Source organism: Micromonospora sp. L32, assembly GCF_052068055.1.
Taxonomy (GTDB): Bacteria; Actinomycetota; Actinomycetes; order Mycobacteriales; family Micromonosporaceae; genus Micromonospora; species Micromonospora purpureochromogenes.
Window position 1 is genome coordinate 16,151 of sequence record NZ_JBQHDD010000007.1, and the last position, 26,617, is coordinate 42,767.

Sequence of the window (26,617 nt, forward strand, 5' to 3'; positions counted from 1 at the left end):
ACCTTCGTATCCCGGTCCGCCCGTGCGGCCTGACCGACGATGACGCGCGCCTCCGTATTCGTGCACAGCCCTCGATCAGTGGAGGAAGCAATGGCGGTAACGACCGCGACGCGGCCGGCCATCTCGGTGTCCGGCCTGCGCAAGACGTTCGGGGACAAGGTCGTCCTGGACGGCATCGATCTCATGGTCACCGAGGGAACGGTCTTCTCGCTGCTCGGACCCAACGGCGCGGGCAAGACCACCGTGGTGCGGATCCTGTCCACCCTGGTGCCCGCCGACGCCGGTTCGATCCGCGTCACCGGCCACGACCTCACCAAGCAGCCCGACGGAGTACGGGCGGCGATCGGTGTGACCGGCCAGTTCTCCGCCGTCGACAACCTCCTCACCGGCGAGGAGAACCTCAAACTGATGGCCGACCTGCACCACCTCGGGCGTACCGAGGGCAGACGCCGCATCGCCCGGCTGATAGACCGTTTCGACCTCGGTGAGATGGCGAGCAAGCCCGCCTCCGTCTACTCCGGCGGCATGCGGCGCCGTCTCGACCTGGCGATGACCCTGGTCGGCGACCCGCGGCTGATCTTCCTCGACGAACCCACCACCGGCCTCGACCCTCGCAGCCGGCACGCGATGTGGCAGATCATCCGCGGACTCGTCGCCGAGGGCGTCACCGTGTTCCTGACCACCCAGTATCTCGACGAAGCCGACCAGCTCGCCGACCGCATCGCCCTACTCGACCACGGCCGCATCGTCATCGAGGGCACCCCCGACGAACTCAAGCGCCGTATCCCCGGCGGACACATCCTGCTCCGCTTCGCCGACCCCACCGCGCTGCACACCGCCGCCCACACACTCACCTTCGCCCAGCGCGACGACGTCGCCCTCACCCTGCAGATCCCCAGCGACGGCGGGGTCCGCTCACTGCGGGCCGTGCTCGACCGGCTCGACGACGCACACGTCGAGGTCGACCAACTCTCGATCCACACCCCCGACCTGGACGACGTCTTCTTCGCCTTCACCGGCACGCCCGCGCCCGCTGCAGGACGCGACCTCACCGAGGGACACTGATGACCAGCCTCGCCTACACCCTGACCGACTCGGCGACCATGCTCCGCCGACAGATCCGCCACATCCAGCGCTACCCCTCGTTGACCGGGATGCTGATCGGTCTCCCCGTTGTCATGCTGTTGCTGTTCGTCTACGTGTTCGGCGGGACCCTCGGCGCCGGACTTCCAGGCGGCGGGAGCGGCGACCGCGGCGCCTACATCAACTACCTGGTTCCCGGCATGCTGCTGTTCGCCGTGTCGGGGGCCGCCCAGGGAACCGCCATCTCGATCGCGATGGACATGACCGAAGGCATCGTCGACCGCTTCCGCACCATGGCCATCTCCCGGGCATCCGTCCTGACCGGACACGTCCTCGGCAGCTTGATACAGACCATGCTCTGCATCGCCGTCCTGCTCGGCGTCGCACTGGCCATCGGCTTCCGTCCCACCGGCGCCCCGGTCGAGTGGCTCGCCGCCGCCGGCATGCTCGCCGCGATCGCGTTCGCGCTGATCTGGCTGTCGGTCGCGCTCGGCCTCGTCAGCGACAGCGTCGAGACCGCCAGCAACCTGCCGATGTTCCTGATTCTCCTACCGTTCCTGGGCAGCGGTTTCGTGCCCACCGACACCATGCCCGCCGGGCTGCGGTGGTTCGCCGACCATCAACCGTTCACGCCGGTGACCGAGACGCTGCGCGGACTGCTGCTCGGCTCGGGAATCGGGAACAGCGCGGCGATCGCGCTGGGCTGGTGCGCGGTGATCTCGCTGCTGTCCTACCTGTGGGCCAAGCACTCGTTCCACAAGCGGGCGGCCCGCTAGGAGGTGTCCTGGAGGTGCCCGTTCCCGAGGGCTGGCGCCGGGTGAATGACCCCTCCTGACCATGCTTCGGCCCGTCCGCGGGTGCCTCGTCGCCGGGCGCGCTGGCCGGCAGATCTGGACGTTCCCTCAGTGAAGAGTGCGTGACTCGAACGCCTCGTCTGGGCCTGCCATCTGATCAGGAATCGAGAAGCGCCAGGGTGTCGTCGGGCCCTAGCCTTTTCCCAGGTAGCCGGCATCACGCCGAACCTTTACGACAAAGGGGAGCCCTAGAGTGTCCGCGAAGAATTCCACCACCGTGTCCGACGGCTTCAGCGCTGAGGAGCGTGCCGCGATGAAGGAGCGCGCCGCCGAGCTGCGCGCCGAGGGCAAGAAGGGGACCAAGAAGGCCGAGGGGCTGCAAGCGCTCCTCGACAGGATCGCGCAGATGGCGCCGGAAGATCGTGCGCTCGCCGAGCGTGTGCATGTGACGGTGACCGCTGCCGCCCCGGAGCTGTCGCCAAAGACCTGGTACGGGATGCCTGCCTACGTGAACGCGGACGGCAAGGTTGTCATCTTCTTCCAGGACTCGGGCAAGTTCAACTACCGGTACTCGACCCTGGGCTTCCAGGACACGGCCAACCTCGACGACGGAGACCTGTGGCCGGTGGCGTACGCGCTGCAGAAGTGGAGCCCCGCGGTGGAGAAGAAGGTCGTCGAGCTGGTGAAGGCCGCGGTCTCCTGACCGCTGCGGACGCGATGTCAGGAGTTGCGCGGGGTTGCCAGGCCGGATTCATAGGCGAGGACCACGAGTTGGGCGCGGTCGCGGGCGTGCAGCTTGGTCATGGCTCGGTTGATGTGGGTTTTCGCGGTCAGCGGGCTGATCACCATGCGTCCGGCGATCTGGTCGTTGGACAGGCCCTGGGCGACCAGGGCGACGGCCTCGCGTTCGCGGCTGGTCAGCTCGTCCAGCCCGGTGTCGGCGGCGGTGTGGAGCGGCTGGTTGACGTACCGGTTGATCAGCCGGCGGGTGATCGACGGTGCGAGCAGGGCGTCGCCGCGCGCGGCGACGCGTACGGAATGGAGGAAGTCTTCCGGTTGGATGTCCTTGACGAGGAATCCGGCCGCGCCGGCGCGCAGCGCGTTGAAGACGTATTCGTCCAAGCCGTAGTTGGTCAGGATGACGACGTGTACCCCGGCCAGCGTCGGGTCCGCGGCGATGCGCCGGGTCGCCTCGATGCCGTCGACGACCGGCATCTGAATGTCGATGAGCGCGATGTCGGGCAGGTGTTCCCTGGCCAGCGCCAGGCACTCGCTCCCGTCGCCGGCCTCGGCCACCACCTCGATGTCGTCCTCGACGTCGAGGAGCGCGCGGAACCCGCTGCGAATGAGCGGCTGGTCGTCGACCAGCAGGACCCGGATCACGACGTCTGGTCCACGGGGAGTTCGGCCCGGACGCTGAAGCCGCCCTCACTGCGCGGTTCCGCGCGCAGACGGCCGCCGAGGGCGGTGACTCGTTCGCGCATCCCGAGCAGCCCGACGCCGGGCATCGGCGCGGTGTCCGGCGTGGCCCTGCCGTCGTCATCGACCTGTATGGCGAGGACGTCGGCACGGCAGTCGATCCGGACCGACGCGGTAGCCGCGGCGGCGTGCCGGGCGATGTTGGTCAGCGACTCCTGAACGATCCGGTAGGCGGTCCGGCTCACCGCGGCCGGCACGTCGTGCCGCTGTCCCTCAATCGTCAGCGTCGCCGCCAGGCCGGTCCTGCCAGCCCGCTCCACCAGCTCCGGGATGTGGTCGAGCCCGTGCGGCGGGGTGGTGTCGTCGTCGCGCAGCGCCTCCAGAGTCGCTCGCAGCTCCCGGGCCGCCTCACGACCGGCCTCCCGGATCGCCAGCAGGGCCTCCGGCACCGGCTCACCCCGCTTGTGGGCCAGGTGGACGGCGACTTCGGCCTGCACCTTGATGACCGAGATCTGGTGGGTGAGCGAATCGTGCAGCTCCCGCGCGATGTGCAGCCGCTCCTCATCGGCGCGGCGCCGTGCGGTCTCCTCCCGGGTGCGCTCGGCTTCGTCCGCCCGCCGCTCGGCCTGCCGCAGCGCCTCCCCGGCGGCGCCGGCAGCGATCAGCCAGGCGATTTCGAGGGCGCCTCGGGCCTGCGCGAACGCCTCGCCCGTGTCGTGCAGGCCCGAAGCCAGGGCCGCCAGGGGGAGAGCGGCCAGCAGGGTCACGCTCGCCGCCACCGTGATGATGCGGTGTCCCGCCCGCACCGCCGCGTACACCGCGAACAGATACGCGACCGCAGGCACGTCGAAACCGGCCGCCTGGTAACCCACCGCGCACAACCCGGTCACGGCCAGCACGGGAACCGGAGCCCGGCGACGCGCGGCCAGCGCCAGACCACCCGCCGCCAACAGCGCGTAGCCGAGCAGGTCGACGTTCGTGTCTGACTGCTGTCCGGACAGCCCGGCGGCCAGCAGCGCCGCCGCCACGCCGACGGCGATCGCCCAGTCTCGGACCCCGGCCGGGACACCGAACCGTCCTCTGTCCATGCGCGCACCCTAGCCGGACGCCGCTGCGAGCGAATCCCGCTCCCGGACGACTGCTGTATACCGCGCCCGCAGTACCTTCGCGGCGCCTGCGGCATCCGCGGCAGCCGGCTACGGCATCGGCGGCAGCGCGAATTGCCTGCGTCCGCAGGACGACCGGCGGTGGGTCCAGCGGACAGGATCAGGCGACGTCCAGTCGTCAGAGGAGAAGGAGCACCTCATGTCCGTCCGTCACCTGCTTGCCGCCGCCGAGTTTGCCATGCTCGGAGATTTCGGGCCTGCCACACCGTCGGCCGCGCACGTCGTGGCCCAGTCAGCCGCCGCCAGTTCCTACACCTTGACCGCCGGGCGTTTCTGGTCCCTGGTGGCCGCGCTGCTGGGGCTGGTCGGCGTGGTCATCGGTGGGCTGGCTCTGGCCCGCTCGGCCGGTCGTATCGGCACCGGCACCGGGAAGGGAGGGGCCATCGTGGCCCTGGCGGCGGGGCTGGCCGCCGCGGTCATCGGCGGGCTGGTTGTGGCCGGCGCCGATGGTGGTCCCGGTACCGGCGGCGGAATAGTCGGCGGCTTCGTGGCCCTGGTGGTGGGGCTGATCGCCATGGTCCTCGGCGGGCTGGGTCTGGCCCGCTCCCACCGCACCGGCTGACCGGCTGGTCGCAGCGAATACGAGGGCGCGCTCAGGTCTGCCGGAAGACCGCCCCACCAGGTTCCAGCGCGCCGTACGCGCCCGTCGGGCCTCCGCACCACCGGCACGAACGCCGACGGATCTTTTCCCGGCGGGCTGCGGTCAGGTGGTCGGCGTGGCGGGGGACTGGTGAGCGGGTTGGAACAGCTCGATCAGGTTGCCGGCGGGGTCGGCGAGCAGGATCTGCCGCCCGCCGGGCCCGGAGATCGGCTCGCTGCGGAACGACAGCCCCGCGCCACGGAGCCGGTCGACCTCCGTGTCCAGGTCGTCAACGATGAGGTGGATGCGGTTGCGGCCCGGGCTGGTGGCGTCGTTGGGGGTGGCGCGGGCGCCGGAACTGGCTGGCCCGGACAGCAGCAGCCGCAGCGGGCCGCGCAGCACGTCAGCGAACGCGGGCGCGGCGCTGGTGTTCAGGGTGAAGCCGAGATGGGTGGTGTAGAAGTCGACGGCCGCCTGGACGTCATCAACGAGGTAACGGACGTTGGCGTACTGGTCGGATGCTGTCACGACGGAATCTCCTTCAGGACCGGGTGGCGGTGAGCACGGGCAGCAGGTGCCTGACGCGGGTGTCGATGTCTGTCGCGGTGTGCTGGAAGGCGGGGTAGCTGGTCTGGTCGGTGTCGCCGGCCGTGGCGGGGTCGGGGATGCTCCAGTGCACCCGCCGGGGATGGTCCGGGAAGTCGGGGCAGGCCTCGCGGGCCTTGTCGCACAGGCTGATCACGTGGTCGAACCGGCAGCCGGTCAGGGTGTCCAGGTGCCGGGGGCGCCGGCCGGTGATGTCGATGCCGAACTCGTCATGTAGCACCCGGATGGCGTTGGGATGATGGCGGGGCTTGGGTCGGCTGCCGGCGCTGGCCACCTCGACCTGGCCGCCGGTGCGGTGGCGTAGCAGGGCCTCGGCGATCGGTGAGCGGGCGCTGTTGCCTGTGCAGACGAACAGCACGCTGACGCGAGGCGAGCGCCGCAGGTCCACCGGTGTGTGCGGGGCGGGCTCCCGGCGCAGCGCCGGGTGCAGTGCGGCGCCGGTGTCGGCCAGCGCATCCGTACAGCGATCCAGATCCAGGTGGTAGTAGCTGTCGCGGCCGTCGAAGCTGCTGCGCGTGGCCGTGACCAGCCCGCCGTCACGCAGCAGGCGGAGATGGTAGGAGACCAGGTTCTGCGGCTCACCCACCAGCGTCACGAGTTCCCGGACCCGGTAGTCGCTGTCGGCGAGTGCGATCAGCAGCCGCCACCGCAGCGGGTGGGGGGCCAAGCGCACGAACGCCGGGGGAGCCTGACTCGACAACGCCACGATCAACAGAATACATCAAATCAGTTTGATGAAATAGCGGGCCGACGCTGGAGCCCGCAACCGGGTCGAGATCGCCGCGTGGGCGTGGGAGAACCGCATCCTGGAGAGACACGAGGGACAGGACCGGAGGCGGGACCGGGTCTTCGGTCAGCGTCCGAGCCGGCAGTGCGGGACCAGTCCGGACGGCGGCCGGGAGGACCGGCCGGCACCGACCAGGGCCACATCGAGAAAGGCACCGACCCCGACCTGCGCCACGAGGGCCAGGTGGGTGATCAACAGCAGCCGCCGCGTCGTCTCCTCCGGATCACTGGGCGTCGCCGCTGGTCGTCGATGGTCACGCCGGGAGAGGAGGGCGAGCAGACGCGGGTCCGCCCGCGCCCACGGCGCGAGCCCGGCACCGGGCGGCACCGGGAGTGGCCAGTGGACAGACCCGGGCGGGCCGATTTCCTCGGCCAGTAGTTCGGCGGTGTGGTCGAGGACCTGGTCCGCCCACGGTTGGGGGAGGCGTCGCAGGCGGCTGACCGCCGCCTCGAAACCCGCCCGATCCGATGCGCCGGCCGCGCGGACGCCGTCCACCACGGCGCTCCACAGTGCCCGCTCGGTCGGCGTGTTCGGTGGATACGACATGCTGTCTCCCTTCGGCCCTCGCCACGGGGTGAGTCGATGCGGGTCCTTCGCCGACGCCCCGGTGTCGGGACCGCCCGCCCTGGAGGTGGCCGGCACGGGTCCCGTAGGAGGGCGAAGGCCCGTGCCGGCCGTGGTGACCACCCAAGTCACCGTCTTCCCGCTCGCGGGCGTCCGGATGGATCGTGTCCGTGTCCGGTCGGCCCGCAGCGGCGTCTCACCCGCCGGGGAACCGTCCGCCGTCGTCCTTTCGGACGCGGCGGCCTCCGGTGTCGCCCCGGACCTGTGGCGGGGGAGGCGCCAAGATGAGTCAATAATACGACAAAATTAACTGAATGTTACATTTCGCCTGCATGGGACGTACGTGTCGCCTGGTCATCGCATGGCGGCCGCCTCCTGCCGCCGAACGTCCGCCGCGGTGACGCCGCCCGGTTTCTCTCCGACCGACTGAGCGGGTCCGGACGCCCTCGTGGGACGTGTCCAGGGCAGCAGCCGGGGCCGACGCCGGGCGCTGACGTCCTCGATCCAGCCCAGGGCCAGCACCACACCGGCGAGGATCACCAGGGCCACGGCCAGGTAGCCCACCTGGCCCACCCGCCAGAGGCCCATGCCGTCGCCGACGGCGAAGCAGACCGCGATGGCGGCGTTGTGCCAGAGGTAGATGGTCAGGGCCCGGCTGTTCAACGCCGTGACCAACCGGTCGAGCGGCCGGATCCGGGTCAGCCAGCCCATCGGGGGCGTGACCCGGAGCAGGACCAGCACGAAGGCCAACGACCAGAACGCCTGGGCGACGGGGATGTCATTGAGGTCCAGGCCCCCGGCGGGGTGGGTGGCGAGCCAGCCGAGCGCGAGCCCCAGGCACCCGGCTGCGGCGGCCAGCAGCGCCGACAACGGAAGCCGCCGCAGCCGGCCGTCGCGGTGCGCGAAACCCACCAACCAGCAGGCGCCGAACGTGGCCAGGTCGGTCAGCGCCGACCCCACCGGCCCGCCGGGTGACGGGTCAGCCGTCTGCAGCACCACCACGGCGGCCAGCGGGACGAGTACGGACCCGACCGGCCACCGCCGGTACACCGCGAGCAGCCCGGGGGAGAGCAGGACCAGCCACAGGTACGCCACGAGATACCACAGCACCCCTGTCACGTCCGCCGCCCACTCGTTGCCCGGCGGCTGCACCAGCGGAACCAGCCAGCTCAACAGCGCCGGCCAGGCCGGCCGGTCGGACCAGCCGTGCCAGACCATCACGGGCACCAGCACGAGCCCCATCGCGCACAGGGCCGGCAGCAGGCGGCGCAGGCGGCTGATGACCGCCCGGTCCGGCGCCCGGTCCAGCGAGGCGGCCATCAGCGAACCGCCCAGCGCGAACATCACCCCCATGGCGGGGAAGACGAAGCTCAGCCAGGCGGCGCCGAACATGTGGTACACGACGACGCGGCCCAGCGCCACGGCCCGTAGCGTGTCGAACCAGCGGTCCCGGACCGGGTGTCCTCCCGCGCCACCGTCCGTCGACGCGGGTGGCGCGGCCTGGTGCCGCACGACGTCGCCAGCGCGCTTGACCTTGCGCCAACCCAGGCGGGAGCCGGTCACCGCCGTCACCACGGACCGGGCCAGTACCAGGTACATCAGTTGGCGGTAGGCGAACTGCTGAATCGGCAGGGTGAGCAGCGGGCGCAGCGGTTCCCCGTCGAGCCGGAAGGCCACCGCCGCGGTCAGGGCCTGCACGACCAGCATCGCGACCCACGCCACGGCCGTCGTCTTCGTGTCCATGAAGAAGAGCCCGTACAGGGCGAGCAGGTCGAGCACCGGACCGAGCAGGGGCAGTACCACGCCGAAGAGGGCGAGCATGGGCAGGCCGAAGCGGCCGAAGCGGCCCGAGGCGCCGCGGTCGAACACCGCACTCCGGTGCTTCCACATCGCCTGCAGGGTGCCGTAGCTCCACCGGCAGCGCTGTCGCCACAGGTCGCCCAGCGACGCGGGCGCCTCCGTCCAGGCGCGGGCACGGTCCTGGTAAACCACCCGCCAGCCGGCACGGAGGATCGCCATGGTGACGTCGGTGTCCTCGGCCAGCGTGTCGCCGCTCATCCCACCGACATCCGTCAGGGCGCGCCGGCGGAAGGCGGCGATCGCCCCGGGCACCGTCGGTATGCAGCCGAGCGTCTCGTAGAACCGGCGGTCCAGGCTGAAGCCGATGACGTACTCGATGTGCTGCCACTGGCCGAGCATCCCGTGCCGATTGGTGACCTTCACGTTGCCGGCCACCGCGCCCATCCGCGGATCGGTGAACGGTTCGACGAGCCTGCGGATCGCGTCCGGCTCGAAGACGGTGTCCGCGTCGACGGTCACGATGATGTCGTGCGAGGCGTACAGGAGCCCGGTGTTGAGGGCGCTCGCCTTGCCTCCGTTGGGCTTGCGGATGACCCGCACGGTGTCGAGGCCGAGCGCGTCGACGAGGTCGGCCGTGCCGTCGGTCGAACCGTCGTCGACCACGATCACCTCGATGCCCGGGTGGTCGTTGGCGGCCAGTGAACGAACCGTGGCAACGATGCCGGCCCGTTCGTTGTAGGCGGGCACGATCACCGACACCGGTGCGGTGGTGACCCCCCAGGGCCAGCGGTGCGCCCGCCGTCGCCGCGCGAGTTTGCGGGCGAGCAGGACCAGCAGCAGCGTCCGGCCCAGCATGAGCGCCCCGACCACCACGAAGAGGACGGCCAGACCTCGCAGGATCGAATCGGCCAGCACGATCGCCCAGCGGATCGGGGCCGCCCGCCAGCGGTCTGCGGTCGACGCCCGGACGTTGCCGACGAAGGCTTCCGCGCCCGGCCGCGCCCGGTTCATCCCGTCGCTCACCGTGGTGAAGGTGTAGCCCCGTGCCTGCATCAGGGGAATGAACCTGTCCAGTGCGGCGATGGTCTGCGACCGGTCGCCGCCGGCGTCGTGCAGCAGCACCACGGCACCCGCACCCTCCGCCGGCGTCATGTTCCGCACGATCGCGTCCACGCCGGGGCGGGCCCAGTCCCGGCCGTCGATGTCGTTCACCACGGTCAGGTAGCCGAGTCGGGCGGCCGCCCGGATGACCGGCCAGTTCGAGTCGTCGACGGCGCTGGGCACCGACGAGTAGGGAAACCGCAGGAGGCTGGTCCGTACGCCGGCGGCGTCCACGATCGCCATCTGGGTCTGTGCGTACTCCATCCGCTGCCGCCAGCTCGGCAGCACGCTCACGTCCGGGTGGGTGAACGTGTGCACGCCGAGCTCGTGCCCCTCCGCGACCGTCCGCCGGGCCAGGTCGCGGTGCCTGGCCGACTGCGAACCGATCACGAAGAACGTGGCCCTGGCCCGGTGCCGCCGCAGGACGTCGAGCACCTTGGGGGTCCAGGTGGGATCGGGCCCGTCGTCGAAGGTGAGAGCGATGGTCTTCGCGGGCATCCGGTAGGACCGGGGTTGCTCGCCCCGCGCGTCGAGGACCGGGCCGCCGCGCAGGATGTCGGTCGGAACGGTGAGCTGGTCCTCGGACTCGCTCACGTGGTCGGGTCTGAATCCCGCATTCGCGTACGCCTCGACCAGGAGCACACACACGACCACCGTCAACAGGGACGCGCAGACGAACCGGCCGGTCCACAGACCGGGGCGGCCGGACCTGCGCCGCCCGGGTGGGCCACTGGCGCGAGGGCGACTCCGAACGGTCATCTGACCGGCACCGGGCCGGGAGCGGGCAGGGCCGGCGAGGCCGTGACCGGTGCCGGTTCGCTGCTTTCGGGGGTCGACGGCGTTGCCTCCCGGCCGGGAACGGGCCGGGCCGGCGAGGTCCTGACCGGTGCCGGGTCGATGCTCTGGGCGGTCCGGGGCGCATCGAACTCGGGCCGGTCGGGTGCGGGATCGAGCGGCTGGGCTGGCAGGTCCGGCTCGTTGGGCTCCCGTTCCTGACGGGCTGGACGCGGTGCCCGGGCCACCGTGTCCGAAGGCCTCTCGGTCGTCTGTGGGTACGCGGCGTCGAGTGGCGATGGTGTGCTGGCCGGCGGGCGTCCGCTGCGATCGAGTAGAACGCCGCCGACGGTGAGCGGCCCGGGTTGCGCCGGCGCCGGCGGACCGGGCAGCAGGCCGCTCCCGGCCATCGGCAGGTACGTCAGCGACGCGAGGGCGACCATCACTCCCGCCCGTCCGATCCGTCTGCGGCGGGTCCCGGTGACATCGACGAACACCGGTCTAACGGGTCCGGACGGGAGGATTGGCGGAGCGAACTGCGGGCGACGGGGGAGTCCATCGAAGGAGACGCGAAAGGGCACCGGTCGAGGCTACGAGTCCGCTGACAGGGGATATGTCCTGATTGACCAATCAAGCGGTCCGTGGATGTACCACTATCTGCGCATTCGAATTTCGGGTCATAGACACACCAAACAGAACATCCAAACCTTGAGCGACTGAACAGGATGTAAAGGTTGAAAACACTGGAACTCTGAGCGACGGAACAGGACACAGAGGTTGAAAACGCTTGGGCGCGCCGCGAGTGAGGCAGCCTCATACCCGGCCAGCTGGGGCGGTCCGGTGGGCCGGTAGGGGCCAGCCGGTCCTCGCGCCCTGCCTGCCGGCGGGCTCGCGGGGTCCGACGTCGACGCTCGATGCCGCCGCTCGCGGACGGCCGAACTTCACAGCAGGGGTTGCATCCCGCCCCAGCTCACACCGAGCCGGATTCTGGCGGCGAAGCTCGTGCCCTGACCGCGGTAGAAGTACAGGTAGCTCGTGGACTTCTCGATGGCGAGCAGATCCGGGTAGCCGTCGCGGTTGAAGTCACCGACGCCGACGAGGTCACGCATGCTGTTCCACGCGGTGCCGACCTGCAGCCTCGTACCGAGCCCGCCTGCCCGTCCCGGGTAGAGGAAGAGGTTGCCGGTGGACTTCTGCCGGGCGAGCAGGTCTTGGTAGCCGTCGCGGTTGAAGTCGCCGACTCCGGTGAGTTCGTCCATGGTGTTCCAGCCGGTTCCGAGACTCGTTCGTGGACCGAACGACGTGCCGCGGCCCGGGTACAGGTACAGGTATCCGGTGGAGGTCTGCACGGCGAGCACGTCCCGGTAGCCGTCTCGGTTGAAGTCGTTGGCCGGGGTGATCTCGCGCATGGAGTTCCAGCCGGTACCGAGGCGGATCCGACTGCCCCACCCCGACGGCGTGCGCGGATACAGCCACAGATGGCCGGTCGCCTTGTCGCGGGCGACGAGGTCTCCGTGACCGTCCCCGGTGAAGTCCGTCCGGACGATGACGTCCATGCCGTTCCATCCCGTGCCGATGGTCGTGCGGATGCCGAGGGACGTCCCGTTGCCGGGGTAGAGATAGAGGTTGCCCGTGGAGGGCTGGCGGCTCAGCAGGTCGGACCAGCCGTTGCCGTTGAAGTCCCCGAAGGGAGTCGCCGGAATGGGAGCGACGTCAAGGTAATCGTTGTCGATGTTGATCGTCACCCCGCCCCACGTCTCGTTGTGGTCGCCTCGGTACTGCTTCATCCGTCGCTGGGGAGACCAGTACGAGCTGGGGATCGCCGGGTCGGACACGGTGGCGACTCCGTCCCAGCGGGCGAAGTCCAGGTAGTCGGGGCGGACGTAGCCGGGGGTGTTGTAGGCCGCGACCTGGTCGGCGACGCCCGAGGCCATGCTGCTGTAGAAGCCGGAGAGGTAGCCGAGGTCGTGGAGCCGCGCCGTCCAGGCGCTCATGAACGCGAGCACCGCGGAGCGGCAGGCCGAGTCGTCGGTCCGGTACGCCTCCATGTCGAAGATGAGTACGCTCTCCGGCGCCAGGCCCAGCGCCTTCGCCTGTGCGACCGCGTCGTCCGCCTGGGTGCGTCCCTGCGCCGCCGCGTTCGCTGCGTCGATGAGATAGCGCTTGGTGGACGTCGTGCACGGTGCCTGCAATCCGAGATAGACCGGCACGAGATGCCAGCCCGCCGCCTGCTGCGCGGCGACCCACGAGGGGGTCAGGTTGGGCTGTGCGCACGCGCGGTTGACACCGCCGAAGTAGATGACGATCGCCCGGTAGGGCGAGGCCGCCAGCCACGCCTGCATGGTCGCCGACGATGGGGCGGTGCAGGCGTCGAAGCCCAGTCCGGTGAACGTGCCGGGCGACGGGCCCGTCACCGCGGCCGCCGTCGTGCGGCCGGCGGTGGCCGGGGCAGCGGTGGTGCGGCCGGAGGCCGGCGCTGCTCCGCCGAACGCCAGCAGGGTGACGACGCCGACCAGGAGGGCGCAGCTCAGGCGGCGCGCGCTTCGAGGGAGATACATGTTGTCCATGCCGGTCTCGATTCCGGTCCAGATGACCAACCGAGTGGTCCTATCCCTCAGCGGACCAGGTCAGACATGGTTTCACCAGAGCCGAACGGGCTGGTTTCGGCTGCTGCTCGGAGGCGTTCCGAGCGACCGCGGCGTGGCGTACCGGCATGACCGGCGACGGCAAGGTGGACCTCGTGCAGCGGTGTGGGGGAACGGTTGCGGCGGGTCGACGAGGAGTTGCCGGCCCCGCCGTTTTCGTCGCCGTCCCGGAGACCCGGTGGTCGAAAGGTCCGGTTGGCGGGTCGCCGGTTACCGTTGCCGGTGTGCGGGCGGAGGCGGGGGAGACGATCGGCTTCTCGGTGCTCGGCTCGATCAGGGTCGTCCGCGCCGGCGCCGAGCTGCATCTGGGGGCCCGCCAGCAGCGTCTGGTGCTCGCGTTGCTGCTGGCCCGGGCCGGTTCACCGGTCTCCCTGGCCGAGCTGGTCGACCTGCTCTGGGACGAGGAGGCCCCGGCCAGCGCCGCGAACGTCGTGCACCGGCACGTCGGGGTGCTCCGGCGGCTGTTCGAGCCCGGCCTGCCTACCCGGTCGGCGGGCCGGCACATCCTCCGGGAGCTCTCGGGCTATCGGTTGCGCGCCGACGAGGAGTCCCTCGACCTGCTGAAGTTCCGGTCGCTGAGCCGGCTGGCGGGCCGGAGCCTGCAGGACGGCGACCCCGAGTCGGCGCTGCGGCATTCCCTCGACGGGCTGCGGCTGTGGCGCGGCCGGTGCGCCGCGGGCCTGGAACCGGCCTCCCGCCTGCATCCCGCGTTCCTCGCCGTGGAGGCCGAACGCGCCGAGGCCGTGCGCGAGGCCGCCGACGCCGCCGAGCGCTGCGGCCGGATGAGCGCGGTGCTGGCGCCGTTGCGGCAGGCCGCCGAGCAGCACCCGCTCGACGAGTCGCTGCAGAGCCGGTTGCTGCTGGCGCTCGCCGCCGACGGCCGCCAGGCGGAAGCCGTCGAGATGTACCGGATGGTGCGCCGCCGACTCGCCGACGACCTGGGCGTCGATCCGGGCGACGAGCTGCGGGAGGCGTACGACCGGCTGCTGCACCAGCGCACCCAGCCGGCGCGTACCGAATCGCCGTCGCCGTTTCCCCGGCCCGCGCAGCTGCCGCCGGACCTGCCCTTCTTCAACGGCCGGGACGACCTCGTCGCCGAGGCCCGCGCGGCGGTCGCGCGCCCGGGCGGGCCGGCGGTGCTCGCGATCGACGGCATGCCCGGGATCGGCAAGACCGCCCTCGCCGTCCACCTCGCCCACGAGTTCGCCGCCGGTTACCCGGACGGGCAGCTCTACGTCGACCTGCGCGGATACGACGGCCGGGAGGCCGCGATGAGCCCGACCGAGGCGCTGCGCGGCTTCCTCGGCTCGCTCGGGGTGCCCCAGGAGGGCATTCCCGCCGAGCTGCACGCCCAGGCGGGGATGTACCGCAGCAGACTTGCCGGCCGGCGCGTGCTGATCCTGCTCGACAACTGCCGGGATGCCGAGCAGATCCGGCACCTGCTGCCGGGCAGCCCCGGTTGTCTGGTGATCGTCACCAGCCGCAGCCGGCTCAGCACCCTGCTGACCACGGCCGGCGCCCACCCGTTGCCGGTCGGCCTGCCGAGCGTCGACGAGGCCCGCGCGCTGCTCCTGCCAGCGCTCGGCGCCGGCGGCGGCGCGGCGGACCCGGTCGCGATCGACGCCATCATCGCCAGCTGCGGGCGGCTGCCGCTCGCGCTGGCCGTGGTGGCCGCCCGCATGGCGAGCCTGCCACCGACGCCACCGGCACAGATCGCCGCCGAGCTGGCCCAGGCGCCCGGGAGCCTGGACGGCTTCGACGGCGACGACCCGCAGACCGGCCTGCGTGCCGCCTTCTCCTGGTCCTACCAGGCACTCTCCGCCCCGGCCGCCCGGCTCTTCCGGCTGCTGCCGATCCAGCCCGGCCCCGACATCTCGATCGCCGGGGCAGCGGCCCTGGCCGGCGTCCCGCTGCGGACCGGGCGGGCGCTGATCGGCGAGCTGAGCCGCGCGCACCTGATCAGCGAGGACCTGCCGGGCCGTTACCGCGCCCATGCCCTGCTGCTGGCCTATGCCACCGAGCTCGGTGAGGAGCACGACAGCCCGGCCGAGCGTGTCGCCGCGGAGCTGCGCTGCCGGCAGTTCCAGCCGGCACCGGCTGACCGGCGCACCGGGGGCTGCTGGCCTACGCCGACCACCACCCGATGATCGAGCCGGCGCCGGGCGAGGCTCCGCTGCGCTTCGCCGGCCACGGCGACGCTCTGAGCTGCTGGCCCTGATCCCCTACGCGCAGGCCGGGACCGGTCGGCGGCTGGCTGGCCTGCTCGTGGCGGTCACGTCGCGTCCGTGACCGGTTGCGATCGGCGACGGCACTCGATCCGCACTTACGCGTCATTTTATTCGCATCGATCGTCCCTAGGCTCGTGCCTCATTCACCGTTGCTCCTGCCTGTGGGGGGAAACATGGTGCTCCGGGCACTCGATGACTCGCCGGTCGGCCGGGCTGAGCGCATGACCGCGCTGCATGCGGAGCACGCCCGTGCCGTGCTGCGTCTCCTGCTGGTGTTGACCCACGGTCAGCGGCAGACCGCCGAGGATCTGCTCCAGGAGACGATGCTGCGGACCTGGCGGCACCTCGACTCGGTGCCGGCCGAGCCCGATGCCGCCCGCCGGTGGCTCTGCACCGTCGCCCGGCGGCTCGTCATCGACGGGGTCCGGCTGCGGCGGGGCCGCCCGGCCGAGGTCCATCTCGTCGACATGACCTGGATTCCCGCTGGTGACGACACCACCGGCAGCGCGCTGGCGTCGCACGCCATCCGGCACGCGCTCAGCCGGCTCAGCCCGGCGCAGCGCAGTCTGCTCTCCGAGGTCTACCTGGTCGGGCGGTCACCGGAAGAGGTCGCGGGCCGGCTGGGGGTGCCGATCGGCACGGTGAAGTCCCGGACCCACTATGCGCTGCGCGCCCTGCGCACCGGCCTCAAGGCGGCCTGAGCAGGGACGACTCCGCCGATCGGCGATCAGCGCCGCTGAGTCGAAGATCACATTGCCCCGGCGCTCCCGTCGGGCGGCGCGGGCCCTGCCATGCTATGGCGATCGTGGCAACCAGCCCTGTGTGGATCGCATCGAGATGACCACCCCGCTCTCCTTCGCCGTGCTCGGCCCGGTGCGGGCCTGGCGCGGCCCGTCCGAGGTCGACCTGGGTACCCGGCAGCAGCGGCTGATCCTGGCGTTGCTGCTCGCCCGGGCCGGCGGCGCGGTCAGCGTCGCCGAACTCGTCGACCTGCTCTGGGAGTCCGACCCCCCACCCAGCGCGGTCAACGTGGTGCACCGGCACGTCGGGATGCTCCGGCGGCGGTTCGAGCCGGGCCTGCCGACGCGGGCAGCGGGCTCGGTGCTGATCCGCGACGGCGCAGAGTACCGGCTGCGGATCGACGGGGAGGCGCTCGACCTGCTGCGCTTCCGGCGCCTGGTCGCCCAGGCCGCCGCCAGGTCCGGCGAGCCGGCGGTCGAGCTCTACCGGGAGGCGCTGGCGTTGTGGCGGGACCGGTGCGCCTCGGGCCTGCAGCCCGGGGGTCGGGCCCATCCGGAGTTCGTCGCTGTCGACGGCGAGCGGTTCGCGGCCGTCCGGGCGGCGACCGACGCCGCCTTGCGGGCCGGGTGCGTCCACGCGGTGCTGCCCGCGATCCGGCTGGCCGCCGAATACGAGCCGCTGGACGAGGCACTGCAGGCGCGGCTGCTGCTCGCGCTCGCCGCGGACGGCCGGCGGGCGGAGGCCCTCGCGGCTTATGCCGACATCGAGCACCGGCTCGCCGACGAACTCGGCATCCAGCCGGGCGGCGACCTGCGCGCGGCCCGGGACAGCGTGCTCGACCATGACGCCTCGAGCGACGGCTCCAGGTCGCGGCGCGGCGTCAGTCGCGCCGAGCTGGAGTTGTCGCAGCCGACCCGGGCCGAGCCGCCGGCGCAGTTGCCGGCCGACCACCCCCACTTCACCGGCCGCCGCGACGTCCTGGCCGCCGCGGAGGAGCTGCTGGCCGGGGAGCGGCGGACCAGCGCGCTGGTCATCGACGGAATGCCCGGCGTCGGGAAGACCACCCTCGCGGTGCACCTGGCCCACCAGTTGGCCGCCCGCTACCCCGACGGGCAGTTGCACGCGGACCTGCGCGGTTTCGACTCCGGCGACTCGGTGATGACACCGGCGGAGGCGCTGCGCGGCTTCCTGTGGTCCCTCGGGGTCGCGCCGGCCGCCATCCCGGCCGAGCTGCACGCCCAGGCCGGCCTCTACCGCAGCATCCTGGCCGAGCGTCGGATGCTGATCCTGCTCGACAACTGCCGCGACTGGGACCAGATCCGGCACCTGCTGCCCGGCACCGGCGGCAGTCTCGTCATCGCCACCAGCCGCCGCCGGATCACCGGCGTGGCCGGCCAGGGGGGCGCCCACCCGCTGCACCTCGACCTGCTCACTCACGCCGAGGCCCGCGAGCTGCTCACCCGCCGGCTGGGCGACGCGGCGGCCGCCGACCCGGCCGCCGTCGACGAGATCATCGCGCGGTGCGGCCGACTGCCGCTGGCCCTGGCGCTGGTGGCCACCCGCAGCGTCGGCCGGCCCGGGCTCAGCCTGCCCGCGGTCGCCGGCGAACTGGCCGAGGCCGACGGCCGGCTGACCGGCTTCGGGGACACCCACGCCGACCTGGAGGCGATCTTCTCCTGGTCCTACCGGGCCCTGACTGCCGACGCGGCCCGGCTCTTCCGGCTGCTGCCCCTGCACCCGGCCGGGGAGCTGAGCGCGGAAGCGGCGGCCGCCCTGGGCGGCCTGTCCCTGCGCTGCGCCCGCGGCCTGCTCGCCGAGCTCGGGTCGCAGCTGCTGGTCCAGCCCGGCAACGGCCGGTGGCGGATGCACGATCTGCTGCGCGCCTATGCCGTGGAGCTCGGGGAGGAGCACGACGACGCGGCCGAGCGGGACGCCGCCGTCGAGCGGGTCTACGACTACTACCAGCTCAGTGCGTACGCGGCGCATCTGCCTCTGCAGCCGCAGGTGCCGCTGCCGGAGCCGGAGCCGTCCGAGCGCGGGGTCACCGGGCGCGGCTTCACCGGCCGGGCCGACGCGATGGCCTGGTTCGCCGCCGAGCAGCGGGTGCTGACCGCCATCGTCGCGCGGGCCAAGGAGCGCGGCCGGCCGCGCACGGCCTGGCAGATCGCGTTGGCCCTGCAGAACTTCTTCCAGGACACCGCGCAGTTCCGGCAGTGGGCGGCAACGATGAGCACCGGCCTCGCCGCGACCGGGGACGACCCCGCCGCCCAGGCCCTGCTGCACCGCAGCCTCGCCGGCGCCTGCTACTTCCTGGCCGATCTGGACCGCGGGCTGTCGCACCTGCAGCACGCCCGGGCGCTCTTCGAGCGGCTCGGCCGGCGCAACGAGCAGGGCCACGCGGAGAACAACATCGCCGAGATCCGGCTGGACCAGCGGCGCTACCACGAGGCGATCCGGCATGCGGAGGCCGCGCGGACGCTCTTTCGCGCCGAGGGCAACGTGCGGGGCGCCACCAACGCCCTGCTGGTCATCGCGCGGGCACAGGGCTGGCTCGGCCGGCACGCCGAGGCGCTGGGCATGTTCGTCGAGGCGCGCCGGCAGTTCGAGGCCCTCGGCGACCTGCACGGGACGGGCACCACCCAGGCCTGGCTGGCGCACACGTACTCGATGATTGACGACGTGCCGCACGCGATGGCGACCTGGCAGCAGGCGATCGACATCTTCCGCGACGCCCGGGCCACCCACCACACCGCGGAGGTGCTGGTCTCCATCGGCGACTTCCACTCGGCCAACGGCGACCCGGCCCTGGCCGGGCAGGCGTGGAGCGAGGCCCTGGCCGAGCTCGACGGGACGGACTCGCCGATGGCCCGGCGGATCCGCGACCGGCTGCTCTGGCACCGGTGATCCCGGACGCGGCGCCGGTGGGCGCCGCGTCCGGGGGCCGTTCTCAGTACCGGTAGGCGCGGATGACGGTCTGCTTGACCGTGTTACCGCTGGTGTCCGTCGCAGCGGCGCGCAGCGAGACGAAGCCGGTGCCGGCCGGGTTGCGCACCCAGGCGACCGCCTTCTCGCCGGACCGCCGCACGGTCAGCTCCTGCCAGGTCTTGCCGTCGTCGAAGGACGCCTCCACGGTCAGCGCCGTGGTCTGGCCCGGCGCCGCCCCGACCTGACGGTCGAGCGAGACCGGGATCGCGAACATCCGGCCGGCCGGCGCCCGGTTGTCGATGTCGAGCTCCGGGGTGTACCGGATCGCCGTCATCGGCAGCTTCACCAGTTCGCCGTCGCCCACGTGCCCGGACTTGAAGGTCCACTCCGCGTCGACCACCGTCGACAGGGTGAACGCCGGGTCGCTGCGGAACGTCGCCGCCAGCCGGTAGTCACCCGTCTCCGCCGGCACGTTCCACACCCAGGGCGTCTGGTTCGCGTCGCCGACCTTGACCCCGTTGCGGTAGAGGTTGACCTCCACGCTGCCGCCGCGCACATGCCGGAAGCCCATGTGCCCGGTGCCGTCGCCGTGCAGCGGCCCCGGCCCGCCGATCAGGTCGCCCCAGTAGCGGGTGGCGAACTGCTGGCCGAAGTTCGGTTCCGGGAAGACCGGCCCGGCCACCGCGTTGGCCCACTTCACCGTGTACGTGCGCCCGGGCCGGAAGCTGGTCCACGGCGACTCGTAGTACGTGTACCTCAGCTGGGCCGAGGTCGACTTCCACACCGCCTGCTTGTCCTGGTTGTAGTACTCGGTGATGGTGCTCGGCGCGTCGTACGTGAAGCTCGGCGGGATGTTGCGCTCGTCGCGGTAGATCGGCGAGTTGCCGGGCGCGTGCGCGACCGCGGTCCGCGCAACCGGCACGCCGGCCACGTCCGCGCTGATCTGGGAGCGGACCGTGGCGAAGTCGCCCGCGCGCAGCTTGCGGGTCAGCCCGGTCATCATCTTCTTCGGCTCGTACAGGTAGACCCGGTAGGCGTACGGGCTGTTGTGCAGGGTGAACTCCGGGGTCACCTGGCCCCACATGCCGTTGACGTAGGAGACGAAGCCGGGCGTCTCGCCGGCCCCGATCTGTGCGGTCCGCAGGTGGTCGAAGGGGATGTTCATCAGCACGCCGTACAGGTCGTTGCTGCCCCAGATCTGCGGCTCCTCGGTCCGGATCGTCCAGCCGAACTCCTGGTGGACCGCGGTGGCCTTCGAATTCGGCACCGACACCGCGATCGGCCTCGCCATGCGGGCGTCCATGGTGAGCGCCTGGTCCGTGGTCAGGTCGAGGCTCGGGCGTACCAGCGTGATGACGTCGTCGCCGCTCACCAGGTAGGTCTGGACCAGGTAGCGGCCCGCGCGGACCCGGTACCCGGTGGTCGCGAGGTCGCCGAACACCTGGATGGTCTGCCGGTCCAGGTCGGTCAGGACGGTCACCCAGCCCTGCTCGGGCGTGGGCGCTCCACCGTCCGGCCCGATGAGCTTGAGGGCCAGATCGTGGCGGGCGACGTCGAGCGCGACCGGGGTCTGCACCTGCGCGCCGCCGCCGGTGGCGGTCACCTCACCGCCGAAGTAGTGGTCGGGCAGGTCGGCGCCGGCCTGCACGGTGACGGTCACGGTGGCCGTACCGCCGGCCGGGACCGTCACCGAGGAGGCGCTGAGGCTGAACAGGCCGGCCGGCGCCGGTGCGCCCTCGGCGTCCTTGGCGTCGAGGGAGACGGCCAGGGTGAGGGCGGAAGAGCCGCTGTTCGCGTACGTGATCGTGTGCTGCTGCGCAGCGGTGGTCCGCTCGAAGGCGACGCTGACCGGGCTCGCCGTGACGGTCTGCTGGATGGCCCGGGCGACGTCGAGGAAGCCGGCGCCCTGCTCGTAGACACCGATGCCGGCGTTCGGCTGCGCGGCCGCCATCAGCGTGGACTTGATCCGGTCAGGCGTCCAGTCCGGGTGCTGCTGGGCCAGGATCGCCGCCGCGCCGGCCACGTGCGGAGCCGCCATCGAGGTGCCGTTGAGGCTGGCGTACTGCGGGTTCTCGTCGTTCGGCCAGAGGTCGGAGGTCGAGCTGCGGGCGGCGACGATGCCGACGCCGGGCGCGGTGATGTCCGGCTTGATGCCGGCATCGCCCGCGCGCGGCCCCCGGCTCGAGAACTCGGCCAGCTCGCCCGTCTTGGTCACGGCGCCCACGGTCAGCGCCTCGGCCACACCGCCGGGCGAGCTCACCGTGGACTCGCCGGCCTCGCCGCTGTTGCCCGCGGAGACGACGAAGAGCACCCCGTGGCGGGAAGTGAGGTCGGTCAGGGCCGCCTCGATCGGGTCGGTCCCCGGGCTGTCCGGGCCGCCGAGGCTCATGTTGACGACCTTGACGCCCTGCTCCGCCGCCCAGGTCATGCCGGCCAGGATCGCCGACTCCGGGCAGCCCTCCGCCATGCAGACCTTGGCGCTGTAGAGGGTCGCACCGGGCGCCACGCCCTTGTGACGGCCCTGCGAGGCGGCCGCGCTGCCGGCGATGGTGGAGGCGACGTGGGTGCCGTGGCCGACCCGGTCGAGGGCGTCCGGTTCGGCGGTGAAGTTCTCCGCAGCGGCGACGCGGCCGGCCAGGTCGGGGTGGGTCTGGTCGACGCCGGTGTCGATGACGCCGACCTTCACCCCCGTTCCCGTCCAGCCGGACTGCCAGGCCTGCGGCGCGCCGGTCAGCGGGACGCTGACATCGAGGGTGGGCTGGCGCAGCCCGTCGAGCCAGATCTTGTCGAACCCGGCCCGCAGCTGCCGCTCGGTGCCACTCCCGGCGAACGTGACGGTGTTCCAGAAGGACACCGCGTCCGCGCGGCTCTCCGCGACAGCGCTCGCCCCGGAGAGCTGCCGGGTGGTGCGGGCGCCGGTGAGGCCGGCGGCGGTGCCGCTGCCGTGTTGGAGGATGAGCGGCAGGGTGGCCCGGGTGTCGTCGTAGCCGAACTCGACCAGCTTCGAGATGTCGAAGAGCCGCGTGTCGAGCTTGCCCCGGTTGAGCAGGCCGACGGCGTCCGCGGGGATGACCCGCACGTCCTTGCCGGCGCTGTGGGTGAGGAACGGAATCCGTTCCCGTCCCTTGCCCGGCACCACGTCGACAGTCGTCTGGCCGTTCACGGTGCCGAGGTGGACGGTGTCGCCGGTGAGCAGAGTGACCGTCCGGGGCTCGGCCGCGACCTTGGGTGTGGTCGTCGGCTTCGCGGCCCCGGGCTGCGCCGATGCCGGCACACCCCCCGGAGCCGCCGCCGAGACGCCGAGCACCAGCAGTGCCAGCGCCGATATCTTGCGAATTGAGCGCATCATTCTCCCTGGAGGAACGCGAGAGGTATCCGAGTGCTCCGGACGTGACCGGCGGATGAAAGTTCATCCGGTGTGACCTGGGTCACTTCCTGCCCCGATCCGCGGGCGTCCTGGTTCGCGCCACGCGGCACCTCGACCGCCCCTACCCGGTAGCTCAGGCGAGGCCGGCGACCACCGCGCTGTCATCGCATCGAGCCCGCTCGGCAAGCGGGTGCGGTCGGGCGAGCCGGCCATGTCCTGGGTCGTCGGGTACGGCGGCGATCCCGTGTCTGGTTGTCCCGTCCGCTGCGCCTCGCACCGGGTCTGAGACAGGAGCGCACCATGCGGGTGGCGGTCGCCGGCGCATCCGGCAACATCGGGTCCCTCACCGTGACGGCCCTGCAACGTCACGGGCACGACCCGGTACCCATCAGCCGGTCGCACGGCGTCGACCTGCTGACCGGACGGGGGCTGGACGAGGCCCTGAGCGGCGTCGACGTCGTCGTCGACGCGATCAGCGCGCCACCTGCCGACCGCGAAGCCACGGCGAGGTACTTCGCCACCACCACGCAGAACCTGCTGCGAGCGGAGCAGCAGGCGGGGGTGCGACACCACGTGTTGCTCTCGATCGTCGAGGTGCACCGCATCGCGGGCACCGCGCACTATTCGGGCAAGCGCGAGCAGGAGCGCCTGGTGTCCACCGGACCGGTGCCGTGGACCATCGTGCCCGCCACCCAGTTCTTCGACTTCGCCGCCACGGTGGCCGGATGGACCGAACGGGATGGCACCGCCTACCTCGCGCCACTGCTCGTCCAGCCGATCGCGCCGGCTGACGTCGCCGAATTCCTGACGGTGGCCGCAGGTGGCTCACCGCAGGGACGCCATCCTGGTGTGGCCGGCCCCGATCGGCACGACCTCGTGGACATGGCGCGCCGTACCCACCAGGCGTTGGGACGTGACCTGAAGATCGTCCCCACCTGGGAGGCGATCCTCGGCGCGGACATGGCAGGAAACGTGCTACTGCCGGGACCGGATGCCCGGATAGCAGCCACGACCTTCGACGACTGGCTCGCGGAGCAGGCGGCCGATTGAGTACGGCCCGGGCCGGGGGGCATCACCGGCACCGATCGCTCGCTATCGTGCCCTCGTTCCGGCCACCCGGCCGGCCACCACGCGGGAATCCACCGCACAGGGTAGCCGGATCGTGATCGGGACCGACAGCTACGTACGGCCGTCCGACGAGAAGGACTGGGTGCACGTCGACCTGAAGCGGGTGAAGCGGGACGGCCCTTCCTGCGCTTCGACTGGGCCGACCCGACCGGCCTGAAGACGTTCACCTCTACGATCACCTCGGCGCAGCGGACCGGCCCGCACTCCTGGACCGGCCGCTTCGACCCGGACGGTGAGGACGTGGAGTCGTTTCTGCCCGTGGGCGCGCCGAGCATCGTCTCGATCGGTATGCCCCTGTCGCCGTTCACGATCACGACCGACGACCGGGGCTGGGTCACCTCGATCAGGGTGGAGCTCACGCCCAGTGCGGGCCCGAAGCTGACGATGACCACCACGATGAGCGGCCACGGGAAGGCCCAGCAGATCAAGGCGCCGGCGCGGGCCGGGGAGGCCGCCGACTTCTATTACGCCAGGTGACGCCCAGCTCCTCAGCCGGCGGCGTGGCGGCGCCGGTCCCGGCGGGCCGACAGCACGCTCCAGCCGATCGAAACCGACAGGGTCACCACCACCACCAGCAGGGTGAGCCAGAGCGGCAGCGCGCCCACCGGCGTCTCGGCCAGGATCAGCTTCGCCCCGGCGAACGCCAGCAGCACCGCCAGCCCGTAGCGCAGGTGCCCGAAGTGCCGCAGCAGTCCGGCCAGACAGAAGTAGAGGCTGCGCAGCCCCAGCACGGCGAACGCCGTCGCCGTCCAGACCAGGAAGGTGTTGGTGGTGATGGCCAGGATCGCCGCCACGGAGTCGATCGCGAACACCACGTCGGTCGCCTCGATCGCCACCAGCGCCACCAGCAGCAGCGTTGCATGCCGCCGGCCGTCGACCCGGACGGTGAACCGGCCGCCGTGGTACCGCTGCTCGGTCGGCACCACCCGTCGGAAGAACCGGACCACGACGTTGCGGTCGGGGTCGACGTCGGGCTCGCCCCGCACCGCCAGGCGCCACCCGGTCCAGATCAGGAACGCCCCGAGCACGAACCCGGCGAAGGCCAACCGGTGCAGCAGTTCCGCTCCGGCGAAGATGAAGACCAGTCGGAACGCGAGCGCGCCGATCACACCCCAGAACAACACCTTGTGCTGGTATCCCTCGGGCACCCGGAAGTAGCCGAACAGCAGCGCGAAGACGAAGACGTTGTCGATGGAGAGCGCCTTCTCCAGCAGGTAGCCGGAGTAGTACGCGACCGCCGGCTCGCCGCCCCACCCCACCCAGACGATCAGGCCGAAGGCCAGCCCGGCGGCGATCCAGACGGCGCTCCAGATCAGCGCTTCCCGCAGCTCGATCACGTGGTTGTCGCGGTGGGAGAGCATGTCCACCGCGAGCATGACGGCGATGACGGCCCCGATCGCGGCCCAGGCCCAGAGCGGAGCCGGGAACATGCCCGGGTCCATCAGACGCCCTCCGCATCCACCAGAGGAATCGACGGCGGCTGTCGCCGCCGTGCAGCCGGATCACAGGCAAGCGGCTACCGTGCGAGCGGAGCGGTCAGCTGGTGTTCCGTCGCCGGGACGCAACGTCGCTGAGCTTAGCCAGCGATCACGCCGCACTGCTGTCTGCCCGGTCGGCGTCACCCGTCCGGGGGCGGCCCGCCGCTGATGTCACCAGCCCGTGGCCGGCAACCGTCAGTCGGGCAGGCCGGTGCAGGCCGCGCCGTCGATGGTGCAGGCCGTGGGAGTCGAGCTGATCGGCGCGCCGCTGACCCGGAAGGTGACCTGGACGGAGCTGCCGGCCGCCACCTCTGCGGTCGTCTCGTCCGGCACGAAGGTCCAGGTCGCGCCCGCGCGGGTGGCTCGGGCGCCGGTGACCGAGGAGATCTCGAGGGATTCCCGAGGCAGGGTGATGACCAGGGTCCAGTTCGTCACCCTCGTCCGACCGGCGTTGCTGATGGTCACCTCGGCGCCGTAGCTGAGCAGGGCGCGCTCCTCGATGGCGAAGGCGGCGCGCAACGCGGCCGAGGTGCTCGACCCCGCCGCCGCTGACGGGGTTCGCCCGGACGGTGCCGTCGCCGGCGGGGCCGCCGCGCCGACCGGCGGGCCGGCCGCGGTCGTCGTCCGCCTCGCCGCCGCCGGGCTGGAGGCGGCCGGCCTGGCCTGCGGGTCGGGCCCACTGACCGCAGGGTCCGTGGGCAGGGCGACGTCCGGCGGCGGGTCGAGGGCCACCGGGGCCAGCCGCTCCGGCGTCCGCAGGACCAGGACGACCGAGGCCGTCGTCGCGACCAGGACCACCAGCGTGGCGGCCAGCAGGACCCGGGTACGCCGGGACGAGGCCCCGAGGCCGCCGATGGCGCGCCGCGCGTGCCCGGCCAGGGCCACGGTCCGGTCGAGCAGGATGACCGCTACGGTCCGCCGTGGCTGGGGCGGTGATGACGGCACGTGCTCTTCTCCCTCAGATCCCTCACCGTGCGCGCGTCCCCGGCCCACGCCGTCGGTCACAGCGCCTGGAGCCCGGTGAGCATCGCTTCGAGTAGCTCCCGGGACGGCAGCTCGGACAGCGTCGGCGACACGTGCGTCTCGATCAGCCCGGCGTCCAGCAGCTCACCGAGCAGTACCCGAACCGTACCCAGCGGCAGGTCCAGTTGCGCGCCGACCTCCGCCACCGACAGTGGATGCCGGCACAGCTCGAGGATTCGCGCCTGCTCGGGAAAGAGCGGCGTGGCCGCGGGAGCCGCGGCCCGGGCCACGACCACGGTGATGAGGTCGAGACGCCCGGCGTCGTCCACGCCGGCCGCACGGGTCACCACGTACGGCCGGGCCAGGAGCCCGGTGTCGTCGTCGTACCAGGCCTCGTCAGGGTCGCCGGCGGTCGGCATTTGTGTCTCCGCTCGTCGCCGTCCAGGGCCGTTCCAGGTCGTCCGGGGC

The 26,617-nt window shown here is 71.9% G+C and carries 20 protein-coding genes; 9 read left to right on the forward strand and 11 right to left on the reverse strand.

Annotated features, from left to right (window positions below):
* Nucleotides 1-90: 90 nt before the first annotated feature.
* The 3 genes from ACTMTB_RS19955 to ACTMTB_RS19965 all read left to right on the forward strand — a co-directional run bounded on the left by ACTMTB_RS19955 (nucleotide 91) and on the right by ACTMTB_RS19965 (nucleotide 2,580).
* Nucleotides 91-1,065: an ATP-binding cassette domain-containing protein gene (locus ACTMTB_RS19955; protein WP_441147697.1), complete on the forward strand. Its 975-nt coding sequence runs from the start codon at nucleotides 91-93 to the stop codon at nucleotides 1,063-1,065.
* On the forward strand, nucleotides 1,065-1,859 hold the full coding sequence (locus ACTMTB_RS19960) for an ABC transporter permease (protein WP_441147699.1): 795 nt from the start codon (nucleotides 1,065-1,067) through the stop codon (nucleotides 1,857-1,859). Before ACTMTB_RS19955 ends, ACTMTB_RS19960 begins: the two co-directional genes overlap by 1 nt.
* A gap of 271 nt (nucleotides 1,860-2,130) precedes the next feature.
* Nucleotides 2,131-2,580 carry an iron chaperone gene (locus ACTMTB_RS19965; RefSeq protein WP_441147701.1) on the forward strand — a complete coding sequence of 150 codons (450 nt, stop codon included), beginning with the start codon at nucleotides 2,131-2,133 and terminating at the stop codon, nucleotides 2,578-2,580.
* 17 nt (nucleotides 2,581-2,597) lie between these two features.
* Here the strand turns inward: ACTMTB_RS19965 and ACTMTB_RS19970 are convergent, their stop codons facing one another.
* Both ACTMTB_RS19970 and ACTMTB_RS19975 read right to left on the reverse strand, forming a co-directional pair.
* Complete coding sequence (locus ACTMTB_RS19970) at nucleotides 2,598-3,260, reverse strand: response regulator (RefSeq protein ID WP_441147703.1); 663 nt, start codon at nucleotides 3,258-3,260, stop codon at nucleotides 2,598-2,600.
* The gene (locus tag ACTMTB_RS19975) at nucleotides 3,257-4,324 is read right to left on the reverse strand and encodes a sensor histidine kinase (RefSeq protein WP_441147705.1); all 1,068 of its coding nucleotides are present in this window, start codon (nucleotides 4,322-4,324) and stop codon (nucleotides 3,257-3,259) included. The genes ACTMTB_RS19970 and ACTMTB_RS19975 overlap by 4 nt, the downstream gene beginning before the upstream one ends.
* A gap of 277 nt (nucleotides 4,325-4,601) precedes the next feature.
* On the opposite strand from ACTMTB_RS19975, the gene ACTMTB_RS19980 reads away from it, so the two are divergent.
* Entirely contained in the window at nucleotides 4,602-5,024 is a 423-nt protein-coding gene (locus tag ACTMTB_RS19980) for a DUF6223 family protein (protein ID WP_441147707.1), read from the forward strand.
* Between the two features lie 141 nt (nucleotides 5,025-5,165).
* On the opposite strand, the gene ACTMTB_RS19985 is transcribed toward ACTMTB_RS19980, so the two are convergent.
* The 5 genes from ACTMTB_RS19985 to ACTMTB_RS20005 all read right to left on the reverse strand — a co-directional run bounded on the left by ACTMTB_RS19985 (nucleotide 5,166) and on the right by ACTMTB_RS20005 (nucleotide 13,241).
* Nucleotides 5,166-5,570 (reverse strand): VOC family protein, encoded by a 405-nt coding sequence (locus ACTMTB_RS19985; RefSeq protein ID WP_441147709.1) that lies wholly within the window; start codon nucleotides 5,568-5,570, stop codon nucleotides 5,166-5,168.
* A gap of 13 nt (nucleotides 5,571-5,583) precedes the next feature.
* The gene (locus ACTMTB_RS19990) at nucleotides 5,584-6,354 is read right to left on the reverse strand and encodes an arsenate reductase/protein-tyrosine-phosphatase family protein (protein ID WP_441147710.1); all 771 of its coding nucleotides are present in this window, start codon (nucleotides 6,352-6,354) and stop codon (nucleotides 5,584-5,586) included.
* 147 nt (nucleotides 6,355-6,501) lie between these two features.
* Nucleotides 6,502-6,981: a hypothetical protein gene (locus tag ACTMTB_RS19995; RefSeq protein ID WP_441147712.1), complete on the reverse strand. Its 480-nt coding sequence runs from the start codon at nucleotides 6,979-6,981 to the stop codon at nucleotides 6,502-6,504.
* A gap of 372 nt (nucleotides 6,982-7,353) precedes the next feature.
* Entirely contained in the window at nucleotides 7,354-10,494 is a 3,141-nt protein-coding gene (locus tag ACTMTB_RS20000; RefSeq protein ID WP_441147713.1) for a glycosyltransferase, read from the reverse strand.
* A 1,121-nt stretch (nucleotides 10,495-11,615) separates the two neighbouring features.
* Complete coding sequence (locus ACTMTB_RS20005; protein ID WP_441147714.1) at nucleotides 11,616-13,241, reverse strand: glycoside hydrolase domain-containing protein; 1,626 nt, start codon at nucleotides 13,239-13,241, stop codon at nucleotides 11,616-11,618.
* Nucleotides 13,242-13,543: 302 nt separating this feature from the next.
* On the opposite strand from ACTMTB_RS20005, the gene ACTMTB_RS20010 reads away from it, so the two are divergent.
* From ACTMTB_RS20010 to ACTMTB_RS20020, 3 genes are all read left to right on the forward strand, one after another.
* Nucleotides 13,544-15,466 carry a BTAD domain-containing putative transcriptional regulator gene (locus tag ACTMTB_RS20010; RefSeq protein WP_441147716.1) on the forward strand — a complete coding sequence of 641 codons (1,923 nt, stop codon included), beginning with the start codon at nucleotides 13,544-13,546 and terminating at the stop codon, nucleotides 15,464-15,466.
* 302 nt (nucleotides 15,467-15,768) lie between these two features.
* Nucleotides 15,769-16,248 carry a sigma-70 family RNA polymerase sigma factor gene (locus ACTMTB_RS20015; RefSeq protein ID WP_441147718.1) on the forward strand — a complete coding sequence of 160 codons (480 nt, stop codon included), beginning with the start codon at nucleotides 15,769-15,771 and terminating at the stop codon, nucleotides 16,246-16,248.
* 121 nt (nucleotides 16,249-16,369) lie between these two features.
* A complete protein-coding gene (locus ACTMTB_RS20020) occupies nucleotides 16,370-19,192 on the forward strand; it encodes an AfsR/SARP family transcriptional regulator (protein ID WP_441147719.1) in 2,823 nt (940 codons plus the stop codon).
* 43 nt (nucleotides 19,193-19,235) lie between these two features.
* On the opposite strand, the gene ACTMTB_RS20025 is transcribed toward ACTMTB_RS20020, so the two are convergent.
* Complete coding sequence (locus ACTMTB_RS20025; RefSeq protein ID WP_441147720.1) at nucleotides 19,236-22,559, reverse strand: S8 family serine peptidase; 3,324 nt, start codon at nucleotides 22,557-22,559, stop codon at nucleotides 19,236-19,238.
* Between the two features lie 321 nt (nucleotides 22,560-22,880).
* Between ACTMTB_RS20025 and ACTMTB_RS20030 the strand changes: the two genes are divergently transcribed.
* Together ACTMTB_RS20030 and ACTMTB_RS20035 are read left to right on the forward strand one after the other, a co-directional pair.
* Nucleotides 22,881-23,630, forward strand: a complete 750-nt coding sequence (locus ACTMTB_RS20030; protein WP_441147722.1) for an SDR family oxidoreductase — start codon at nucleotides 22,881-22,883, stop codon at nucleotides 23,628-23,630.
* A gap of 318 nt (nucleotides 23,631-23,948) precedes the next feature.
* The gene (locus ACTMTB_RS20035) at nucleotides 23,949-24,185 is read left to right on the forward strand and encodes a hypothetical protein (protein ID WP_441147724.1); all 237 of its coding nucleotides are present in this window, start codon (nucleotides 23,949-23,951) and stop codon (nucleotides 24,183-24,185) included.
* 11 nt (nucleotides 24,186-24,196) lie between these two features.
* Here ACTMTB_RS20035 and ACTMTB_RS20040 read toward each other — a convergent pair whose 3' ends face one another.
* From ACTMTB_RS20040 to ACTMTB_RS20050, 3 genes are all read right to left on the reverse strand, one after another.
* Nucleotides 24,197-25,138, reverse strand: a complete 942-nt coding sequence (locus tag ACTMTB_RS20040) for a TerC/Alx family metal homeostasis membrane protein (protein ID WP_441147725.1) — start codon at nucleotides 25,136-25,138, stop codon at nucleotides 24,197-24,199.
* A 243-nt stretch (nucleotides 25,139-25,381) separates the two neighbouring features.
* On the reverse strand, nucleotides 25,382-26,131 hold the full coding sequence (locus tag ACTMTB_RS20045) for a cellulose binding domain-containing protein (protein ID WP_441147727.1): 750 nt from the start codon (nucleotides 26,129-26,131) through the stop codon (nucleotides 25,382-25,384).
* Between the two features lie 56 nt (nucleotides 26,132-26,187).
* A complete protein-coding gene (locus ACTMTB_RS20050) occupies nucleotides 26,188-26,568 on the reverse strand; it encodes a DUF742 domain-containing protein (RefSeq protein ID WP_441147729.1) in 381 nt (126 codons plus the stop codon).
* Nucleotides 26,569-26,617 lie beyond the last annotated feature (49 nt).